Annotated in this window: 25 protein-coding genes; 19 read left to right on the top strand and 6 right to left on the bottom strand. The window is 40.9% G+C overall.

The genetic code is table 11. From position 1 onward, the window contains the following. Window positions 1-127 precede the first annotated feature (127 nt). On the top strand, window positions 128-919 hold the full coding sequence (locus JOD21_RS04170; RefSeq protein ID WP_204728408.1) for a phosphotransferase: 792 nt from the start codon (window positions 128-130) through the stop codon (window positions 917-919). A 268-nt stretch (window positions 920-1,187) separates the two neighbouring features. Here the strand turns inward: JOD21_RS04170 and JOD21_RS04165 are convergent, their stop codons facing one another. After that, window positions 1,188-1,355 (bottom strand): aspartyl-phosphate phosphatase Spo0E family protein, encoded by a 168-nt coding sequence (locus JOD21_RS04165; protein WP_204728407.1) that lies wholly within the window; start codon window positions 1,353-1,355, stop codon window positions 1,188-1,190. 425 nt (window positions 1,356-1,780) lie between these two features. On the opposite strand from JOD21_RS04165, the gene JOD21_RS04160 reads away from it, so the two are divergent. Continuing rightward, window positions 1,781-2,599: a helix-turn-helix domain-containing protein gene (locus JOD21_RS04160; RefSeq protein ID WP_204728406.1), complete on the top strand. Its 819-nt coding sequence runs from the start codon at window positions 1,781-1,783 to the stop codon at window positions 2,597-2,599. 260 nt (window positions 2,600-2,859) lie between these two features. Beyond that, a complete protein-coding gene (locus JOD21_RS04155) occupies window positions 2,860-4,089 on the top strand; it encodes a DUF418 domain-containing protein (protein ID WP_204728405.1) in 1,230 nt (409 codons plus the stop codon). Between the two features lie 150 nt (window positions 4,090-4,239). Here the strand turns inward: JOD21_RS04155 and JOD21_RS04150 are convergent, their stop codons facing one another. Continuing rightward, complete coding sequence (locus JOD21_RS04150; RefSeq protein WP_204728404.1) at window positions 4,240-4,791, bottom strand: hypothetical protein; 552 nt, start codon at window positions 4,789-4,791, stop codon at window positions 4,240-4,242. 286 nt (window positions 4,792-5,077) lie between these two features. Between JOD21_RS04150 and JOD21_RS04145 the strand changes: the two genes are divergently transcribed. Together JOD21_RS04145 and JOD21_RS04140 are read left to right on the top strand one after the other, a co-directional pair. Continuing rightward, window positions 5,078-5,665, top strand: coding sequence for a hypothetical protein (locus JOD21_RS04145; protein ID WP_204728403.1), 588 nt, complete (start codon window positions 5,078-5,080; stop codon window positions 5,663-5,665). An 81-nt stretch (window positions 5,666-5,746) separates the two neighbouring features. Further along, complete coding sequence (locus JOD21_RS04140; protein WP_204728402.1) at window positions 5,747-6,091, top strand: hypothetical protein; 345 nt, start codon at window positions 5,747-5,749, stop codon at window positions 6,089-6,091. Between the two features lie 67 nt (window positions 6,092-6,158). On the opposite strand, the gene JOD21_RS04135 is transcribed toward JOD21_RS04140, so the two are convergent. Together JOD21_RS04135 and JOD21_RS04130 are read right to left on the bottom strand one after the other, a co-directional pair. Further along, window positions 6,159-6,725: a GNAT family N-acetyltransferase gene (locus tag JOD21_RS04135; protein ID WP_204728401.1), complete on the bottom strand. Its 567-nt coding sequence runs from the start codon at window positions 6,723-6,725 to the stop codon at window positions 6,159-6,161. 283 nt (window positions 6,726-7,008) lie between these two features. After that, window positions 7,009-7,311 carry a hypothetical protein gene (locus tag JOD21_RS04130; protein WP_204728400.1) on the bottom strand — a complete coding sequence of 101 codons (303 nt, stop codon included), beginning with the start codon at window positions 7,309-7,311 and terminating at the stop codon, window positions 7,009-7,011. A gap of 172 nt (window positions 7,312-7,483) precedes the next feature. On the opposite strand from JOD21_RS04130, the gene JOD21_RS04125 reads away from it, so the two are divergent. The 10 genes from JOD21_RS04125 to JOD21_RS04080 all read left to right on the top strand — a co-directional run bounded on the left by JOD21_RS04125 (window position 7,484) and on the right by JOD21_RS04080 (window position 16,878). Continuing rightward, complete coding sequence (locus JOD21_RS04125; protein WP_204728399.1) at window positions 7,484-8,713, top strand: acyl-CoA dehydrogenase; 1,230 nt, start codon at window positions 7,484-7,486, stop codon at window positions 8,711-8,713. Beyond that, on the top strand, window positions 8,710-9,483 hold the full coding sequence (locus tag JOD21_RS04120) for an SDR family oxidoreductase (protein ID WP_204728398.1): 774 nt from the start codon (window positions 8,710-8,712) through the stop codon (window positions 9,481-9,483). The genes JOD21_RS04125 and JOD21_RS04120 overlap by 4 nt, the downstream gene beginning before the upstream one ends. A 51-nt stretch (window positions 9,484-9,534) precedes the next feature. Further along, window positions 9,535-10,098, top strand: a complete 564-nt coding sequence (locus JOD21_RS04115; RefSeq protein ID WP_204728397.1) for a TetR-type transcription factor C-terminal domain-containing protein — start codon at window positions 9,535-9,537, stop codon at window positions 10,096-10,098. A gap of 254 nt (window positions 10,099-10,352) precedes the next feature. Then, a complete protein-coding gene (locus JOD21_RS04110; RefSeq protein ID WP_204728396.1) occupies window positions 10,353-11,231 on the top strand; it encodes a 3-hydroxyacyl-CoA dehydrogenase family protein in 879 nt (292 codons plus the stop codon). Between the two features lie 15 nt (window positions 11,232-11,246). Beyond that, on the top strand, window positions 11,247-11,660 hold the full coding sequence (locus tag JOD21_RS04105) for an acyl-CoA thioesterase (RefSeq protein WP_204728395.1): 414 nt from the start codon (window positions 11,247-11,249) through the stop codon (window positions 11,658-11,660). Continuing rightward, entirely contained in the window at window positions 11,657-12,712 is a 1,056-nt protein-coding gene (locus JOD21_RS04100) for a phosphotransferase family protein (protein WP_204728394.1), read from the top strand. The genes JOD21_RS04105 and JOD21_RS04100 overlap by 4 nt, the downstream gene beginning before the upstream one ends. A gap of 19 nt (window positions 12,713-12,731) precedes the next feature. After that, complete coding sequence (locus tag JOD21_RS04095; protein WP_204728393.1) at window positions 12,732-14,507, top strand: acyl-CoA dehydrogenase family protein; 1,776 nt, start codon at window positions 12,732-12,734, stop codon at window positions 14,505-14,507. Window positions 14,508-15,409: 902 nt separating this feature from the next. Continuing rightward, window positions 15,410-15,979 (top strand): DUF6434 domain-containing protein, encoded by a 570-nt coding sequence (locus JOD21_RS04090; RefSeq protein WP_204728392.1) that lies wholly within the window; start codon window positions 15,410-15,412, stop codon window positions 15,977-15,979. A gap of 185 nt (window positions 15,980-16,164) precedes the next feature. Further along, a complete protein-coding gene (locus JOD21_RS04085; protein ID WP_204728391.1) occupies window positions 16,165-16,425 on the top strand; it encodes a hypothetical protein in 261 nt (86 codons plus the stop codon). Between the two features lie 192 nt (window positions 16,426-16,617). Beyond that, on the top strand, window positions 16,618-16,878 hold the full coding sequence (locus JOD21_RS04080; protein ID WP_204728390.1) for a hypothetical protein: 261 nt from the start codon (window positions 16,618-16,620) through the stop codon (window positions 16,876-16,878). Window positions 16,879-16,997: 119 nt separating this feature from the next. On the opposite strand, the gene JOD21_RS04075 is transcribed toward JOD21_RS04080, so the two are convergent. Next, window positions 16,998-17,522 (bottom strand): DUF2812 domain-containing protein, encoded by a 525-nt coding sequence (locus tag JOD21_RS04075; RefSeq protein WP_204728389.1) that lies wholly within the window; start codon window positions 17,520-17,522, stop codon window positions 16,998-17,000. A 1-nt stretch (window position 17,523) separates the two neighbouring features. Continuing rightward, a complete protein-coding gene (locus JOD21_RS04070; protein WP_204728388.1) occupies window positions 17,524-17,862 on the bottom strand; it encodes a PadR family transcriptional regulator in 339 nt (112 codons plus the stop codon). Window positions 17,863-18,160: 298 nt separating this feature from the next. Here JOD21_RS04070 and JOD21_RS04065 point away from each other — a divergent pair, with 298 nt between their 5' ends. The 4 genes from JOD21_RS04065 (at window position 18,161) to JOD21_RS04050 (ending at window position 20,768) form a co-directional block, all read left to right on the top strand. Then, the gene (locus tag JOD21_RS04065; protein WP_204728387.1) at window positions 18,161-18,979 is read left to right on the top strand and encodes a multinuclear nonheme iron-dependent oxidase; all 819 of its coding nucleotides are present in this window, start codon (window positions 18,161-18,163) and stop codon (window positions 18,977-18,979) included. Then, window positions 18,976-19,527: a 2'-5' RNA ligase family protein gene (locus JOD21_RS04060; RefSeq protein ID WP_204728386.1), complete on the top strand. Its 552-nt coding sequence runs from the start codon at window positions 18,976-18,978 to the stop codon at window positions 19,525-19,527. Before JOD21_RS04065 ends, JOD21_RS04060 begins: the two co-directional genes overlap by 4 nt. Before the next feature lie 22 nt (window positions 19,528-19,549). Further along, window positions 19,550-19,921: a YhfM domain-containing protein gene (locus JOD21_RS04055; protein WP_204728385.1), complete on the top strand. Its 372-nt coding sequence runs from the start codon at window positions 19,550-19,552 to the stop codon at window positions 19,919-19,921. A gap of 91 nt (window positions 19,922-20,012) precedes the next feature. Then, window positions 20,013-20,768: a class I SAM-dependent methyltransferase gene (locus JOD21_RS04050; RefSeq protein ID WP_204728384.1), complete on the top strand. Its 756-nt coding sequence runs from the start codon at window positions 20,013-20,015 to the stop codon at window positions 20,766-20,768. Window positions 20,769-20,773: the final 5 nt, after the last annotated feature.

Genomic DNA, 20,773 nt, shown 5'->3' with positions numbered 1-20,773 from the left:
TAGAATTCCGCTTCAGAAAAATGTAAAAATAATAAATCGTATCTATATATACATATACCCAGTTGAAAGAAGTTTATAATACGAATGAAGGAGATTTTAGTCGATATAGGAGGGAGAGGGGCACTGAATGTCCGATCAGCACGAAGAAAAATTAACTGGAGGTAACGTCTCTCAGGTAACCCGTATAGAAAATACTGTCCGGAGAGAATTAAAGCCAGGCAGTGAAAAAATTTATAAGTTATTACACCACCTGAGTGCAAAAGGTTTTGACTACGCACCAAAATTTTTAGGAATTGATGAGAAGAATAGAGAGGTTCTGTCTTTTATAGAAGGAGAAGCGGGAAATTATCCGTTAAAAACATATATGTGGTCGGATGAAGCATTGATGGAAATTGCGAAGATGCTGCGCCTGTATCATGATGCTGTAAGTGATTTTCCTGATACGAGCGGGTGGACCCCAATGGATCTGACACCTGATCCGATTGAAGTGATCTGCCACAATGATTTTGCGATCTATAACATTATTTTTAATCAGAAAATGCCAGTTGGGGTGATTGACTTTGACGTTGCTGCGCCTGGCCCGAGACTGTGGGACATCGCATATACCCTATACACCTGCGTGCCTTTAAGCAGACATTACTACGCTGAAAATGGTGAACAAGTGCATTACAGCTCAACACGTGATGCCGGACGCATAAAGCAGAGAGTGGCATTGTTTTTTGACACCTATGGAATTGAAGGGATGAAAGAAGAATATCTGGATATGGTCCTGCTGCGACTCGAGGGATTGTGTCATTACATGAAAAGAAAAGCTGCTGAAGGTGATGCTGCTTTTCAAAAAATGATGGAAGAAGGGCATTTTGATCATTATCAGAAGGATATTGAGTTCATCCGGGAACACGGGGAGGAATGGATTTAAAGAAATATGCATGTGGAATTCAAAAAGAGGAATCTCCTGTAGAAGGGGGTTCTTTTTTTGCAGATGGTTCTGTTAAATTTGGCTGTTGATTTCCGCTCTAGGGGAACGCTTTCCGCAGGGCGTGCGGTAAGCCTCCTCGCCGCTTCGCGTCTGCGGGGTCTCACCTGTCACGCTTCTCCTGCTGGAGTCGTCCCCTTCCGCTACAATCAACAGCTGTGTTCAAACAACATTGGACTTTAACATAGCCTTGCAGATAAGAATTCCCTCTTTAAGAATGTTCCAGTTTCCTCTTTTGAGACTCGCAGATTAATTGATCCAGCTCGTGGCTCAGTTTCAGTGTTTCTGTATGCAATAGTCCGTTCGATAAGCCGCTTTTAATCATAGCCTCTCGCTTTAACAGGATGTGATCTTCGAGTTCTTTTTCTGACTTATTCATATGATTATCTCCTCAAGAGTAAACGTAATAGTTAACTAGATATAACTGAATAGTATAAGCAGATAACCACTTTTCTAAAATTAATTCGTGATTTTGCTCGACCTTATGGTTTTAAATAGGTATTTTCCTTATTTTAGATTTTCTTATTTAATCATTCTATATTTTTCTAGAAATAAATGTGGCAGATTGCAACGCCATATTCATGTTTCTATTTGCCACATTTGATCAATTAGCACATGTTTTGTGTTTTAATGAGTCATTACCATTGAACGAATAGCTATTACTCAAGCGTTATATTTTACAGAGAGAAGCAATGGTGGATTTAATTACCATGGAAGCAGTGGTTAAAGGTGTGATTTAGTAGAAAGATAAGGTCTGAATCATGTGAGGGGTACTTTTTAATTGTTAAAGGGTTGGGGGATAAAATGAAGCGTGAATGGTTAATTGAACTCAGGAAAGCGAAAGAACTTACACAGCAAAAGGTGGCAGATCAATCCTTTATTGACAGGTCCTATTACTCTCAACTTGAAAATGGCGTGCGCGATCCGAGTCCATCAGTAGCTGAGAATATCGCAAAGGTGTTAAATTTCGATTTTTTAAGATTCTTTACAGACCATTTTTATCAGAATGAACCTAATATGCCTATGATCAAAACAGTGCGGACAGATCACGATGTGCTGTCATTGGTTGAATTGAAGCATGGGAAGGTTATGTACCACTACAGCAACATTGAAGCCTTCTCAAAAAATACGACTGCATTTATTCTTTCGAAAGTTAGACAAAATATACCTTGTGTGATCATTAACCACAATAAAAGTTCTTTAGACATCTACCATGAATTAAATCAGTTACTTCCACAAAGTGAAATAGAAAATTATGTTCATTTCTGTTCTTATGATATAAGTACGGATCCAGTGAATTCGGATTTTTATAAGCTTATAAAAGAAAAGGTGAAACATCATCAATATTTTAACATATGGATCAATGATACCTTTCTAGATAGAAAAGATTCTTTCCAAAAGTTAAAAATCTTTATCGAAACCTGTGAAATAGAGTTGAAAGACTACAAGTGGCTTTTGATATGTTCGTTTGATGCCTCAATGGTTTCAGCCAATGAATACATCAAAGCCATGAAACTGTTTCATTATATGATGACGGATCATGAACTTGTGAGTTCCCCTTTTCATAATAAACAATATGTCAAGGCGTCAACTTTATTTGATCCTATTACAGATAAAGAGTGATGCCGACCATCAATCAGCTAACGCTATTATACCTGGCTGCAATAAGAATGATATAGTCTGATAATAAGAACTCCTTCTAAAAGGGAGTTCTTTTTAATGTAGTTGAGCACAGAAAGGAAGATATTTATTTAAGATCATCAAACTCTGTATCAATTGATCGGGCTATTTAAGAATCGTCATGATAATTTCCAAATTCTGATTGTCTAATGAGGCACGTTGAATTAAGATGAAATCAGAATGAAAAATTGGAGGCTGGCACAATGAACTCAGTTTCACTGAAAGAACGGATCCACACGCTCGATATTATCCGTGGGTTTGCACTGTTTGGGATTTTGATTGCGAATATGATTGCGTTTAAGACACCTGTTTTTACAGAGGTCAGGGATTTAGTTGAGGGGGCCAGCCTGCCTGAGGGCGCGATGAATGCTGCACTCACACTCATGACAGCATTTTTTGTGGATGGGAAGTTTTATCCCATGTTTTCAATGCTGTTTGGTCTTGGGTTTTATATTTTTTACAGTCGTCTGATGAAACGGGGACTACCGGCAAGGAAAATGTTTATGCGCCGTCTGGTGTTTCTGCTGCTGATTGGACTTGTCCATCTGATATTTATCTGGTCGGGCGATATTTTACATACATATGCGATTACAGGATTTTTGCTCCCGTTATTTATTGAGCGGTCTGCAAAAACAATTAAGATCTGGGTGATCTCGCTTTTTGCTTTTGGTGCTTTTATGATGACAGCACTGATGTTATTGAGCAGTATCGGGATGAATATGATGGTGAGCGGGGAAATGGAGTCACTTGAAAACCTGAATCATACTGCTGATCTTGCTGCTTCAGTGATGGCAAACGGGAGCTTTGGAGAAATTCTTGCTTTCCGTTTTACAAATGAAGTCGTCCTGATTTTATTACAGGTCCTGTTTTTAGTGCCGACGATTTTACCGTTGTTTTTGATCGGTCTGTATCTGGGGAAAACAGGCATGTTCACGGAGATTGAACACAATATCAAGCGTTGGAAAAAGGTGATGTGGGTTGGACTGCTTGTGGGTGCACCTCTTGTAGGCCTGTCTGTAGCAATTGGATACAATCTGTTTGACTGGGCGCCTTATTTGACTGTACCGCTTGCTGAAGGCCTGAATGTTCTTGGAGGGCCGCTCCTCATGCTGTTTTATGTAGCAGCGATTGTCTTAGTTACAAAAAAATCATCTGTTGAAAAGATGCTGATGCCATTTGCTTCAGTTGGCCGGATGGCACTGACGAATTATTTAATGCAGTCTATCATTGCAGTAATCATTTTTAACGGCTACGGTTTTGGATTATTCGGCCAGGTGTCGAAATCACAGGGCGTGCTGATTGCGATTGCGATTTACAGCATCCAGGTTGTGCTGAGTCACATGCTGCTGAAGCGATACAAGCAGGGACCGATGGAGTTCGTGTGGAGAAAGTGGACGTATTCGGGTGAAAAGAAGCATTCGAAGGCGGCGTAAATAGAGGAAGAGAGAGGCTGGGTCATTATAAAAATTGTCTCAGCCTCTAATCGTCCCGGAGTCACCACCTTACGCTCCGTTCCACTAAGATTTATTTCAATAAAAAGTCATTCAAACAACAAATATCATCGTTTTGCCTCAGGCTCTTTTTCAATTGCGATCAACACTAAATTCAATCTCTGCTCTTATATTATACTCTATATCTTCACCAGGGCCTTCGTTATCCGGAACATTAAAATCTGCAATACCAGTCACGACATAATGTCCCTCCGGAAACCTCTGATCCGTAAACTGCTCCAGAAATGCTATATATTCCTCTTCATCTTTGTAACTGTAAGTGACTTGGCCACCACTATATTCTTCACGGAGCGGCTCTCCTCTCGTTAGGGTTGTAGACACCAATGGTTCTTGCATCATGTAGTCGATTTCGTAATTCCTCGTCGTCTCAATCATTGGAAAAGAGAATGGAGAATCTGCATGCGTAATTTCAATTTCTTCCTGATCACCTGTATATTCTAATTCGGCATATATGGTTACTGGTTCGTCCTTACCGTATGCTGCTTTTTCTGTAGAAAGCCGATAGATAAAGTCTCCGTCGATGACTTCAGCTTCCGTTTCATAATCAACCTGATTGTTTTGTTGGCAACCGGATAAACTCACGAGTAAAAACATGAAAGCTGAAACAACGCTCAGTTTTCTCAATGGAATTCCCCCTTTTATATATAAATTTGACGAAATTGAATGGGATTAGTTTCAAAAGGTCCATCAGTATCATGTGAGGATCAGGCCAGAACTAGAAAAAAATAACATGAATGCATAGAAAGAAAACGAAAATTTCTGTACCATATAGGCATAGAGTTCCTGCTAACTGGGATATAATCCACATTTTAGAAGCGCTATGATGTTATGACTTACTACCGATAAAACATAGGAGGGGTTATCAATTAAACCAAAATACTTCATCACGATTGCAGCAGTAGTGATCTTAATGACTGCAGGGTATTTTATAGCGAAAAACATTCAGGCAGGTTCACAGGAAGACCAACAAATGAACCAGTCTGCAAAAATCTTATCAGAACTGCCACTCGAACTTTCGAAAGACATACCAGCTTCCGTAAAGGATAAGCTCAAAGTACCTGAATATCTGCCATTTGAAGTAGAAAAAGTTCGTGGCAATGTGGAAGTACGTATGAGAGATGCCAATCAATTAAAAGAATCAGCTGAAAACAATGGATCTGCGTCAAGTTCAATTGAAACAGCGCAATTGTCTGAAGACGAGCTTGCGATTGAACAATTCTTCTACGGTGACAATATTCATATGTATCTGCTGGTCGAACCTGGCGGAATAGATGTAGAATATGCGAACGAATCTGACGTTCAACAGCTCACATTATCAGATGGTTCCACAGCTGATTATACCGATTATGGTTTCTCGCAAATGGTCAACTGGCTGGATGAAGAGACGGGCTATCATTACTCCATGGATGTGATTCATGAAGAAGGGGAGCAGAATAATCGTTTGACTGAGGAGGAACTGGTGAAGATGGTTGAGTCATTGGAGGTTCCGACTTACTAAAATAACATCATATACTCTAATAACATAAGAATGACCATATGACATCAAATGGTCAACCATTGCTTGAGAGGATTGATGATCATGAAGCTCACAAGGTTCTTACTTACTTTAATATTATTACTTATTCTCACTGGATGCGGAAATGATTATGAGAAAGATGGTTTAACATCGCAGTCAGAGGATCGATATCATTTGTATCAAGTTGGTGATGAAGATATTAGTGAATCATTATGGGAAGCAGGAGTAAGGAATTTATATTCATACTCAATTGCAGAATCACAAGATAGAGCTGAAGAAAATTTTCCATACTTAAAAATTGATACATTGCCCTCATATTTCGTTTTTGATAGCAAAGATTTGGTGTATGAAACAAATGATATTGAAGAATTGAAAAAATTTTTACTTGAAAATAATCCCCAGGAATAAGATATAAAATAGAGAACTCCTTTTTTGTGAGTTCTCTTGGTCAACAATAGTATAAATGGTGAAAAAACTATTTTGAGTTTTTATAATAAACTAAATGGTCAGTCCATTCACTATTTTCGTATATAAAACCTTTACGCATACATTCAAATTCCATTCCTACACTTTCAGCTAAGTGTATAGAAGGAGTATTATCAATATTAATATGTGCTTCAACACGATGGAATTTCAAATGTTTAAATGCAATATTAAGCGCTTCTTTTACTGCTTCTTTGCCATAACCCTTTTTCCAATACTGATTATGGATGGCATATCCTATCCTTCCCCATTGGAAACCATCTCTTGCTAAAGTTGAAAAATCAACCATGCCCAAGTGTGTACCAATTTCTTTTCTAAATACACCAAAAACGTGAGCAGTGTCTGTAAGTGCTAACTCTTGGTGTTTATCTACCAAACTATGAAACCACTCCAGTGTACACTCAGTCATATTTATTTTTCCTTTATCGTAACGATTTTGTGATGGATGCCGGTTTTTAAATTCATTTAACCAATTTTCATAGTCATCTATCTTTAATGGTCTTATTATTAATCTTTCTGTTTCTGAAATATAATTAAATTTTTCCTCTTTCAATTTCAAAGTGACATCTCCTCAATAATATTTTTTCCTTTAATTCGAAACCAAACTTTTTATCGTAATTCAGCTTATATGCCATGAGACATCACTCCACTCACTATGTAATATACACTCCATAACTTTGTTGTTAACTTTAAAATTCCTCCCCGTCCTAAAAACGAAGGTGAACAATCACTATACATGTACATTCAGAAGTATAAAACTAGTATGCCTATATGAACTTATAATAACAAATAATGTAAAATAAATATCCATAAATGTTAATAGTACAGGACCGTTTTCACGTTTATGAAGTAGCGTTAAGTTTGTTCTTCTTATCTTTCCGCTCTATTAATACAGGCAATACATTGATAAAGATAGAAGCAATTGTTAAACCCCACAATGCCCATTGATAATGAACGACTTCCCTGACGGCTGACCAGTCTTCTCTTTCTGCCTGTCCCGCTACAAAGCTGATTTCAGCGCAAAGTGTAAGTGCTGTAAATGACAACCCTGCTGCCATGGCAAGTCTATAATCCTTTCCTGTTGAAAATAAATAAATATTAATCAATGTTGCTGCGATTGCGATAAACCCCAGTATAATCCACACAACGATACCCCCACAAAAATTTATTAACCTTTATTCAATAAATTGAGACAATGACAGTCTATCATATATTTCCATCTTTAAAATTAATTTATTTGATAATTCACTCAAATCAGTTATACTAAAAATATACATACCGACCGGTTAGTTAGTAAGGTCAAAAGGGGATGGAAAGATGGATTTTTCGTATTCTGCTAAGGTAAAAGATCTTGAGAAGAAGCTCAACAAATTCATGGAAGAGCATGTATATCCGAATGAAGCATTGTATGAGCGGCAAGTAAGTGAAGGGGGTAACCGCTGGAGTAAAGTGCCGCCAATGATGCAGGAGCTGAAGGAAAAAGCAAAGGCTGAGGGGCTGTGGAATTTATTTTTGCCTGAGAGCGAGTACGGGGCTGGCCTAAGCAACGTGGAGTACGCACCGCTTTGTGAGATTATGGGGCGTTCGATGATTGGTCCGGAGGTATTCAATTGTAATGCACCGGATACCGGCAACATGGAAGTGTTGGTGCGGTACGGAACAGATGAGCAGAAGGAAAAATGGCTAAAGCCGCTGCTTGCCGGAGAGATCCGTTCGTGCTTTTCGATGACGGAGCCGAATGTGGCTTCATCTGACGCGACGAATATTGAAGCGCGGATTGAGCGTGATGGTGATGAATATGTGATTAATGGCCGTAAGTGGTGGTCGTCAGGTGCAGGAGATCCTAGATGTAAGATTGGGATCGTGATGGGAAAAACAGATCCTGGTGCTGATAAGTATGAGCAGCAGTCAATGGTTCTCGTGCCACTTGATGCGCCGGGTGTGACAATTGAACGGATGCTGCCGGTGTTTGGCTATGATCATGCGCCGCATGGCCACGGGGAGATTACGTTTGAAAATGTCAGGGTGCCGGCAGAGAATATGATTTTAGGTGAGGGAAAAGGATTTGCGATTGCGCAGGGGAGGCTTGGGCCTGGACGGATTCACCATTGTATGAGGCTGATAGGGGCAGCAGAACGAGCGCTTGAGGAGTTATGTAAGCGTGTCGTCGACCGTCATGCATTTGGCAAGCCGCTGGCGAGCCAGGGCGTGATCCGTGAATGGATTGCGGATTCACGGATTGAGATTGAGCAGGCGAGACTGCTGACGCTGAAGGCTGCTAATATGATGGACACGGTTGGCAATAAGGTGGCAAAAGCGGAGATTGCGATGATTAAAGTCGTTGCGCCTTCAATGGCACTAAAGGTTATTGACCGTGCGATACAGGCGCTTGGTGCAGCGGGTGTATCAGAAGATTTCCCATTGGCTGCTCACTGGGCGAGTGCAAGAACGCTCCGGCTCGCGGATGGACCGGATGAGGTGCACCGCGCTCAGATTGGCAGGCTTGAATTGAAGAAATATCAGGGAACTGGGAGGAATGAAAGATGAAGGTAATGGAATTGTTTGATCTGACTGGAAAGACGGCACTTGTGACTGGTGGCGGACGTGGCCTGGGTGAGCAGATTACTGAAGGGTTTGCTGAGGCTGGAGCGAATGTGGTGATTTGTTCAAGAAAGCTTGAGGCGTGTCAGGAAGTGGCTGACCGTTTAGCGAACCTGGGTGTCAAAACACTAGCACTGCAGTGTGATATCTCTGATCCAGCTGATGCGCAGCGCGTGGTGGATGAGACAGTAGAAACGTTTGGTTCGATTGATATTTTAGTAAATAACAGTGGCGCGACATGGGGAGCGCGTGCTGAAGAGATGCCGCTTGAAGCATGGAAGAAAGTCATGGATGTGAATGTGACAGGTACATTTTTGATGAGCCAGGCTGCAGGGAGAAAAATGATTGAGCAGCAGTCAGGAAAAATCATTAACATCGCCTCTGTTGCAGGGCTTGGCGGGACGGATCCACGGGTAATGGATACGATCGGCTACAACACAAGTAAGGGTGCGGTCATTACGATGACGAAGGATCTCGCTGTTAAATGGGGCAGGCACAATATCAATGTCAATGCGATTGCGCCAGGCTTTTTCCCAACGAAGATGTCAAAAGCGATCATTGATCAGGGGAAGGATCCGATCATGGAAGTAACACCGATGAAGCGGTTCGGATCTGATGATGACCTGAAGGGTGCAGCCTTATTCCTTGCGTCAAAAGCATCTGCTTATGTGACAGGGGACGTGCTGATCGTCGATGGCGGCACGCATGCCATGTAAGGGCATGTGATACAATTTGAGCCATACTTTTAAAACAGAGGCGTGAAGACAGTGAAGGAAAAAATAACAGAACACAGCATACGATTATTTGAGAAAAAGGGTTTCAGTGAAACGTCGATTCAGGATATTGTCGAAGCCAATGGTGTGACAAAGGGGACGTTTTATTATTACTTCTCCAGTAAAGAAGAACTGTTGATGGATATTCAGCTGCGCTATATCAATGATTTACTTGAGCAGCAGAAAAGTATCATGCGGGATGAATCGAAAAACTGCAAAACAAAGCTGTATGAGATCGTGCATATGCTGATCAGCAATATTAAAACGCAGGGTGCAAGTGCAAAGGTGTTTTTCAGGGAAATGCGCAACCTGAATGAGGAACGTCTTGCTGAGATCATTCCAAAGCGGGATCAGTTCCGGCTGACGATTGAGGAGCTTTTAAAAGAAGGCATTGAAAAAGGGGAGTTCCGTTCAGACCTGAATGCGTCAATTGCAACATTCGGCGTACTCGGCATGGCGAACTGGAGCTACCAGTGGTTCAACCCTGAAGGCGATCAGTCTGAAGAAGAAGTTGCACGTCTATTTACAGACATGATTTTAAAAGGAATCGAGCTGTGAGTTTAGAAAAAAGATAAAATTAAGCTTCACGTTTATAAAGTTATCTTAGTGTAGCGGAGCGTAAGGCGGTGACTCCGGGACGAATAGAGGGAAGCTGAGACCCCACAGCCGAAGGCGAGGAGGCTCAGCAACCTCCGTCCGGAAAGCATCCGCCTGAAGCGCAGCGAAACGATTCGCAAAGGCAGTTCAATTTTGACACGCCTTTTTTTAACAAAGAAAACATACCAACCGGTTAGTACAAAGGAGGAAGTAACATGAGTGAAGGGAAAAACGTAACGGTAATTGGATCAGGAAGTATGGGACATCAGATTGCAATGTTGAGTGCGCTTGGCGGATACGAAACAGTGATTCAGGATATCAATGAACAAGCACTGCAGGACGCAGAGTCAAAGCTTCATGCCATTATGGATCGCTGGGTGTCAAAAGAAAAAATTTCTGAGGACGAAAAAATGAAAGCGTTTCAACGGCTGCGTTTTTCTCAGGACATTGAAGAAGCCGTGCAGGAAGCAGACCTTGTCATTGAAGCGGTAACGGAAAAGCTGGATGTAAAAAGAGAGGTCTTTAAAAAGCTTGAAGCCTATGCACCAGCCCACACAGTATTTGCAACCAACAGCTCAACAATCGTCAACAGCCTGATTGCCGATGCGACAAACCGTCCGGATAAAGTTGTCAATATGCACTTCTTCTTCCCGCCGCTTGTCATGGACCTTGTGGAAGTCGTGAAAAGTGAAGAGACGAGTGATGAAACGGCTGCGCTTGCGATGGAGGTGTGCCGTGAGATCAACCGGACAGGCGTGCTGTTAGAAAAAGAGATCTCAGGGTTTGTTGCGAACCGTATTTTAGGTGCGCTGCAAAAAGAAGCGGTATCTCTATATGAGCAGGGTATTGCGGACTTCAAGGACATTGATCTGATCTGCAAAAAAGCACTGAACCATCCGATCGGTCCGTTTGAACTGATGGATCTTTCAGGGCTGGATGTCGCGCAGTTTGTAATGGAACAGCGCTATCAGGAAACAGGTGATCCGGCAGATAAACCGTTTGCGTGCATACTTGAAAAAGTGGAAAAAGGTGAGCTTGGCCGGAAGACAGGCAAGGGCTTCTATGACTATTCAAAAACAGCAGTGACAAAATAAAAGGGGTGCAGATTCATGCATGTAAATGAAGTGACAGTCAGATTTTATGAGACAGATGCGTTGGGACATGTGAATAATACAAGTTATTTTATTTATTTCGAGGAAGCGCGGGTGCAGTTTATTGCCTCACTTGGCTATGGTATGAACGTGAAAGACTGGCGGTTCATTCTTGCCTCAACAAAATGCGAGTTTAAGAGTCAGGGATATTTTGATCAGGTGTTAAAAGTAGAAAGCTATGTATCACGGATAGGGACGAAAAGTTTTCAGCTTGAGCACAGGGTGTCCTGTGCGCAGACAGGAACACTCATTGCAGAAGGAACCGCAGTCGTAGTGTATTTTGATTTTGAAAATCAGGTCAGTTCGGCTATCCCGGATGATATGAGAACGGAGCTTGAGCAGCATCTAGTAGCGGAGGAGGGACGTGTATGAAGCAGACGGATACGATTGCGGTAAAAGAAGGCGAAGGACTGGATCTTGGTGTGCTGGAAAGCTATCTCCGCCGCAAGCTGGATCTGCCGGACGGAACGCTTGAATTAAAGCAGTTCTGGGCAGGGCATTCGAACTTAACCTATCAGCTGACAATTGGTGAGTGGGAAGCTGTGCTTCGTCGTCCGCCGCTCGGCCCGATTGCACCGAAAGCACATGACATGAACCGTGAATTCAGGATTTTATCAGAGCTTCAGCCGCTGTTTTCACCTGCACCAAAGCCGCTTCTCTTTTCAGATGACGAATCCATTGTTGGCAGTCCGTTTTTCATCATGGAACGAAAACGCGGAATTGTACTGGATACCTCGTTTCCAGAAGGCGTGGATGTGACACCTGAGATCTGCCGCGGACTGTCACAGACAATGGTTGACCGCCTGGTTGAGCTGCATGCAATTGATTATACGAAAACAGGGCTGGTTGAGATCAGTAACCCGGACGGCTTTATGGAAAGACAGGTTCACGGCTGGATCGGTCGGTATGAGCGAGCGAAGACGGATGACATTCCTGAGGCCGACAGACTGCAGAAGTGGATGATGGACCATATCCCGAAGAGCCAGGCGCCGACTATCATTCACTATGATTATAAATTGAATAATGCGATGTTCAGTGATGATCTGAAGGAAATGGTTGGACTGTTCGATTGGGAAATGTCCACAGTTGGTGATCCGCTGGCTGATCTTGGGGCTGCGATGAGCTACTGGATTCAGCATGATGATCCTCATCTGTTGAAGCACGGGTTAGGCAAGCCATCTGTGACGGTCAACGAAGGGTTCATGACGCGAAACGAGTTCATTGAATCGTATGCGAATAAAAGCGGACGCGACGTATCTGATATGGATTTCTATCTCACATTTGCCTATTTCAAGCTAGCAGTTATCTGCCAGCAGATCTATTTCCGTTATCAAAAAGGACAGACAAGTGATAAGCGATTTGTCCATTTTGATCAGTTTGTAAAGACACTGCTTGTGCACGGTGCAAGTGTGATTGAAGAATAAACTTGAGGAGGTTTTTGAAATGGAAAAGCGGACTGTACTACATAAAGGAGCCAGCTATTTATATACATCTTCTGATCCTGAAGAGATTTTCACACCTGAGGATCTGACAGATGAGCACAAGATGATTGGCGCGACAGCCAGGCAGTTTCTTGAAAAGGAAGTCGCACCATTTGCTGAGCGGATTGAGCGTCAGGAATTTGAAGTTGTACCTGAGCTGATGCGAAAAGCAGGAGACCTCGGCCTGCTCGCACATAGTATTCCAGAAAAATACGGTGGTCTTGGACTCGATAAGATCAGTAAGGGCATTGTCGGCGAAATGATTGGTTCAGGTGGCGGCTACGGGGTGGCACATTCCAATCACACGTGTATTGCGACTTTGCCGATTACGTACTTCGGCACAGAAGAACAGAAGCAGAAGTACTTGCCAAAGCTTGCTTCAGGTGAATATATCGGTGCGTACTGCTTAACAGAACCGAATGCCGGATCAGATGCACTTGCAGCTCAGACGACAGCTGTGCTGAATGATGAAAAAACGCATTTCGTATTAAACGGAACGAAACTCTACATTACCAATGCAGTCTTTTCAGACACGTTTATCGTGTATGCAAAAGTGGATGGCCAGCATTTCACAGCTTTTATCGTGGAAAAGGACTTCCCGGGATTATCGCTTGGACCTGAAGAAAAGAAGATGGGAATTAAAGGGTCGTCTACACGATCAGTCATTTTTGAAGATTGCCAGGTGCCGGTTGAGAATTTACTCGGTGAGGTCGGCAGAGGGCATGTCATTGCGCTGAACGTACTGAACCTTGGACGTTTCAACCTCGGTTCTGCAGGTACAGGGGTATCAAAGACTGCCTTGAAGAAAACGATCGGTTTTGTAAAAGAGCGTAAGCAGTTCAAACGGGCAATTGCTGATTTCCCTGCGACAAAGCAAAAAGTGGCGTGGATGGCTGGCCGCATTTACGCTGCAGAGTCCCTGCAATACCGGACGGCGAGTCTGATCGAAGATGCGCTTGGAAACTTAGCTGAAACGTTAGACTATAAGCTGATCGGCAAACAGATGGGCGAATACGCGGTGGAGTGTGCGGTATGTAAGGTGTTCGGCTCAGAAACGCTCGATTATGTGGTGGATGAAGCACTGCAGCTGCACGGTGGAGCCGGGTTTATCCAGGAATACGGCATTGAACAGATGTACCGTGATTCAAGAATTAACCGGATTTTTGAAGGGACGAATGAAATCAACCGCCTGCTGATCCCGACGCATTTATTCCGTAAAGTGATGAAGGGTGAAGTGGATCTGGATGCCCGAGTGCAGGAGGCTGTTAAAGCACTTAGTCAATCGGATTCTGAGCGGGACGGCATCCTTGCACAGGAACGGGCAGCAGTGGAGACGATCAGGAATCTGTTTCTGGTCAATGCGGGTCTTGCATACGAAGCGTACGGCGAGTCTTTAGTGGAAGAGCAAGAGGCACTCATGAACCTTGCAGACCTCGCGATTTCACTGTTTGCGGCAGAGTCAGCTGTGGCCAGAACGTATAAGGCTGTGCTGAAAAATGGAGAAGAAAAGGAATCGCTGAAGGTTGATCTGACGAAAACGTATCTTGAAAGCGCGATATGGGATGCGGAGCGAATTTCACGCGTACTTGCCGCGAATGTGTGTACTGGCGAGAAGCGGGAGGAGATGATCGCTTTAACGGTCCGGGCATGCAGCCGTTTTAGTTCTCTCGGCGGGCAGGTTGAGGTAAATCGCGGGATTGCGGATCGATTGGTAGAGAAGGGCGAGTTTGTTTGTTAGGAATGAAATTTTTTAATTTGGAGGATTAAATGTCCACGATGTAGTATTGAGATTAAAATACAAAAAGCCTGTAAATTGTTTAACCAGTTACAGGCTTTTTGTATGAGATAAATCTCCAATGAAAAGTATGTATTCTTTTGTGGAGTTTCGAAAAACCCTTTATACAAAGGGGGAATTTCATTTATTTTCTTATTTTTCTTTTTTCTTGCCACCAGATGCTACAATGCTGCTGATTAATGCAATCGCTATTGCTACCCAAGTCCAAAAGCTCATTAGAAACTCTCCTTTCCTAAAACATTACTATTAAGTTGCATTCTGTATTTTAGTTAAAGCAAGACTTACCTTGTTAAAAATTAATGTTTTGGAAAAGTGAAATGGTTAGTACGAGTGTCAATAATGAACCCGCAGAAGTCAAAGTAATGATTTTTCGATTGTTGTGTGTTTTTTCAGGCTTTAAAAATTCCAGAATTAAAACGATCCATATAGCAGAGGCGATTAAGGCAATTATTCCAGTTGGCATCATATCATTTCCTTTCTTATATTTAGTTAATTTTACAATATCGTTTACTATTCATTACGTTTTCGTTGATACGGTTATTCTTTGCAATAAGGTAACTTAAGTTTACCACATATTAAGACATTTGGTATTTTGTTTCCATGAAAAACGGAAGTGTTCTATGAGAGGAGACTGCTCCATCTTTTAATGCTATGGATAGGTGTGAAAAACTTCTAAATATAGATTGTGTATATACTGTAAATTTGAAATAATTGGTACAAACGTTGTTAATTTTTTCAATTTAATAAAGACTGTTCTCGCAAACTTTAATGTCTCTATTTAATACTTTGGATAAACAGGGACATTCGTTCTATTGTGGGATTAGTTATAAATGGAGGTGTAATTTATGAGACCTGAGCTAACAAACGATATTAGTGTAGAAAATTTTAGAGATTACTATTGGTTAAAGGAAGAATTACAATCGTTTTGTAGAGAGAATGGAATAAGTGCTTCTGGCTCTAAAATAGAGATTTCCGACAGAATAGAAACATTTCTTCTCACAGGAGAGATAAAAAAGCCGATCAGAAGTTCAAGAGCAAACAAGAAAATAGAGCAACAATCAGATTTAAGTCTGGATACAGTCATTACAGAAAATCATCGTTGCAGTCAATATGTAAGAGCATTTTTTAAGACGGTCATACCGACATTTCATTTTTCAACTTATATTCAAAACTACTTTAAAAACAACGTCGGAAGAACTTATCGTGATGTTGTAATCGCTTGGCATGAGGAAGAAGAACACAAAGAAGACCCATCATACAAGAAAAAAATTGCACCTCAATTCGAGTATAATCAATTCATTCGTGACTTTTTTGCAGACACTAAAAATCATGGCAAAAGTCGTAAAGAAGCGATAGAAGCCTGGAATATAATCAAGAACCTCCCTGGAAGTAACAAGTATGAATCGCGGAATTAATCTTTAGGAATACCTTAGCATTTCTATGATTGGATTTCTCCTCAACACGATTTTAAACATTCGCTAACAATGATATTCAGATTTAACAAGTCAGTACTTTTATATAACACCTGAAATTTAATGAATTTGTAGTAAATATTCATAAATCCAGGGCAGGAAGATTTTGTAAGAAAGGAGACAGGATCATGAATAAAATCATGCTAATCATGATTAACGTTATTACAGGCTTATTTGTAGGCATTAACACTGTACTTGGTTACCTTTTTAGTGGTTTTCAAGAAGGTTTTGATAATGACACTAGAATATTATTATTAATGGTCGTTTGGGTTATAGGTTTAATTTTACAATTAACAATAACAAAAAAATGGATTGGATTAGTTGTTACTTTCCTACCGGTTATTTTTATCATCCTCCTTTATACTGCTGTTTATCTTGATTGGGGTTAGAGTTAGATTTGCAATATACAAAAACCAACACGCATACAAGGAATTAATTAGGGATTTATCTGCAATATCAATTATGTTCAAGGTTTCATGAGTTAAAAGCCTCGCTGTCCTGAACACGATACTGACTGTTCAATGAATAAATATATAAATGTGTCTAGAACAGGAAGATTTTTTTAGAAAGGAGAGAGGATTATGAATAAAATCATCCTAATTATCATTAACGTCATTACAGGCTTATTTGTAGGGATTAACACTTTAATTGGTTACGGTCTTAGTGGTATTGGAGAAGGTTCCACTAATAACATTAGAATATTTATGTTGATGGTTGTTTGGATTATAGGTTTAATTCTACAATTAACTCTAGAAAATAAGTTGATTGGATTAGTTATTACTTTCATACCGGTTATCTTTATCATTCTTCTTTTTACTGTCGCTTCCCTTGATACAGTTTAGTGTTAAATTTGCAACATCAATTCATTTTAAGACCTTATGATCTAAAAACCTCTCTCTCCTGAACCCTAATATAAATTTACATAAATATGTCGAGGATAAAGAGGTTTTCTAATTCACGCTTATAAAGTCTGATCCTTAAGCCTTCTTATTTTTATCAATACTTTTACAACAGCAATGACCATAATCGCAATCACAATGACGTACATCCATTTGAGGGCGGTAAAAAACACTGATTCGCTGTCATTGAGAAATACACTGATAGAGAGAAGCAGCAGCGCGAGCAATGAGATATATAGGGTAGTTAATAACCCGCTGTATTTTTGGATCTTAGACGCCTGATCAGAATAAATGTCCGGGGCAGCTGAATTGTTTTCAGCAGATCTGAAATAATGCCAGCCTGAAAATTGCGCGACGTGTTCCCATCCGGCATCCTCATAGATCGCGATATATTCATCCAGGTCTTCATTTGTAGTAGTTTTATAATCCAGCCGGTAAATGGCATCTTCTGGTGTGATCTGTTCGAATGTATAACGAAGCGATTTATAGCTTTTTAACTTCCATCCTTCATTTGACATCTTTCTCAGCCAGATTTCTTCCTCTGCATCCTGCCAGGCCCAGAAAATCCTGGTGACTTTTTTCTCCATGTTAGTTATCCTCCATTCTTTTAATAACATCTTTACCTACTTGTACAAGATGACTCAGCCGCTGGTATTCAAGCCTGATCACGTCCTGTCCAAGTCCGGTTAACGTATAAAGCTTTCTTCTGTCTCCTGAATCTCCATCCACCTTTTTAATCAGCTTTTGTTTTTCCAGCTTACTTAGCGCACTATACAGCGTCCCCGGCCCAATCTTGACATCTCCCGCACTCACATGCTCCACTTTCTGCATAATGCCATAGCCATGCAAAGGGTGTTCAAGGGCAATCAGTGTGTAAAAGGTTGTATGGGTAAGAGGTAAGAATGAAGAGGCCTCAGTATTTTTCATAATTGATCACTCCTGACATTTCAACATTATATCGTGTTGCGATATATCGTATGACGATATAATAAATGAATTTGATGATAAATGCAAGGCTGGTTCGAGAAAATGATTCAGACGAGAAATTTCTAATTTAGTAAATGATCATTGTCTATCTGCACTATTCATAAGAGTACTAGGGACAGAGGGATAGTAAGGATGGATAAAATGAAAAATTCTGAATAATAGATTGTGTCTCAGTTGCTTATTTGAAATAATTGGTATAGAGAGATCAAATGAACAAAAATACATACGAGGTGTTTGGATGAAGGTTGCTGTGAATTACTCTGTTGAGGCAAAGAAGTTATTGACTCAGTCTCTTATAGACATTGATTTGTTTAAATGTCCGGATTTTAGTGATGAACTGATCGAGAGTGCGAGGGAAAGTAAGCCCAGCTATATTCATTTTGGATTAAATGCAGGGAGCGGGCAGATGGGTAGAGTCGATTGGGGATTGATAAGAGACATGCAAAACCGTACTCAGACGCCCTATATTAATGTTCATGCAGTTGCAATGGCTAAACATTATCCTGATATGGATGTGGAAACTGAACAGCCCTCTCATATCAATAAAATGGTGGATGCGATCCTGCGTGATATAGAGATCCTTGATCGGGAAGTCGGGGCGGAAAATGTGATTGTTGAGAATGTGATCTGCAGAGGCCAGGGTGAAAACATGATGCGTGCAGCAATTGATCCTGAAGTTCTGACGCGCATTGTAAAAGAAACAGGCTGTGGCTTTCTGCTTGATACTGCCCATGCCCAGATGAGTGCAAAAAGTCTCGGCTTTGACGTGAAGGAATACATATCTAGTCTTCCTGTTAATCACTTGAAAGAACTTCATGTCACAGGGATTCAGCCAGACGGCAACGGTCGGTTAAGGGACAGTATGCCGATGACAGCAGAAGATTGGGAGTTGGCATCATGGGTAGTGGAGAAAATCAGAAATGGGGAATGGCAGAAGCCCTGGATAGCAGCCTTAGAGTATGGTGGAGTCGGGCCGGCATTTGAATGGCGTTCAGAGGAGAAAGTGCTGGCGGAACAAGTACCTGCGTTTAATACGATGGTGAAAGGTGAGCGATGAATGTGGAGTACTTTATTGGGATTGTTCCACCCAAGGATTATCTGAAACGAATTGAGCGTTTTCAAAGCAAATGGACAACCCAATCAGGTGTTGAACCGCATATCACTGTAAAAGCACAGGGAGGATTGAGACACGATAAACAGTGGATCGATCAGGTGAAGAAAGTCTGTATAAATATAAAGCCGTTTAAAGTCTCATTGGGTCAACCAAAAGTACTTGGGGGTCACATCTTATATATGAGTGTGCACTCTGATGACTTGCATCAATTGCATCAAAGTTTAGTTCATGAGATTTCCCCGGGAGCAGAGTTAATCCAACAGTATTTTGAACTTGACGCATATACCCCTCACTTAACGATTTGTAAAGTGAAAAGTAGTATTGATTCATTATCTGTAACCACAGAACAGAAGTTAAAGCAGCTAAAAGAAAGTGCGGAAAAGGAACTGACACCGTATCCTGTTTTTGATGTGAATTTTATACGGATTTATGAGTTGGACTATGAAACTTACAGATGTTCAAAGGTTGAAGACATTGCTTTAGGTCATTGATTTTTTCATTAGGAGGGATTCGGTGAAAAAGATAACTATATTCATTTCGTTTGTCGTTTTTTCTATGTTTTTTGCTACTGGATGTTCATCTGATGATATTAAAAAAATTGACGTTTATGAAATGGAGAGCTTCTCGGCCATCAAAGAGGACTCATTGACTTCTTATACAGACTCTGAAGAGGTTAGTCTTGTTGTTAAAGCATTCAATAACGCCAAAAAAGAACCAGGCATCGTTGATATAGCTGACCCGGAATACCAAGTTCAAATTGGTGAAGAATCCTATTATCTTTGGATAAGGGAGGAACAAGGAACAATTATGAATGTAAATGATACTCATACCATCTACAGCCTTTCAAAAAATTCAGCAGAAAAAGTTTACGATTTATTAAACTAACGGGAGCAATTGTTCGATAAAAGCTTTCAAACTTACTCTTACATATTAAAGAACGCTCGTAACAAATAAACTTATAGATGGGGGAATTAGATTGTCTACGGATATTCTGAAACAAAATAAAAAAAGCTGGGATAAAGTAGCTCACTATTTTAATGGGAAGGATGCATTACCTAGTTATGGTCCCTACGCACAAACCGAAGATGAGTTACGACTATTTGATGATATAAAAAATAAAAAAGTTCTTGATATTGGTTGTGGAAGCGGTCATTCATTGAGGTACATGGCAGATAAGAGTGCAAGTGAACTATGGGGCATTGACTTATCAGAAGCTCAATTAAAAACAGCAAAAGAAACGCTTGAGGGTTTAGATGCCAATTTGTTCTGCTCACCAATGGAGGATGATATTGGAATACCTAAGCAATATTTTGATGTAGTTTATTCTATTTATGCTATTGGCTGGACCACAAACCTTTCAGCTACGTTTGAACTTATCCATTCGTATTTGAAGCCAGGTGGTTCCTTTATATTTAGTTGGGATCATCCTCTATATCCTCATTTGAAAAGCGAGAATGGTCAAATTTATCTTGAAGGTTCATATCAGAATGAAGGGGTAACCAAATATCCGAACTTTAAGGGCGAAGAGGCTCCAGTTGTCATTCCAAAAAGAAAGATGGCAACGTATATAAATGAGTTAATAAGAGCGGGATTTACAATTGAGTCCGTCATTGAAAGTGAAGTTTCAGCAACGCTGGACGCAGTAAGTGAAGAGGTATCCGATCGTTATTATTCTTTATCCAAAGCAAGGAGATTTCCGACAACTATGATTATTAAAGCGATTAAAGGGTGACCTGA

The organism is Jeotgalibacillus terrae (assembly GCF_016908195.1).
Taxonomy (GTDB): Bacteria; Bacillota; Bacilli; order Bacillales; family Jeotgalibacillaceae; genus Jeotgalibacillus; species Jeotgalibacillus terrae.
This window is presented reverse-complemented; position numbering and strand designations above follow the sequence as displayed.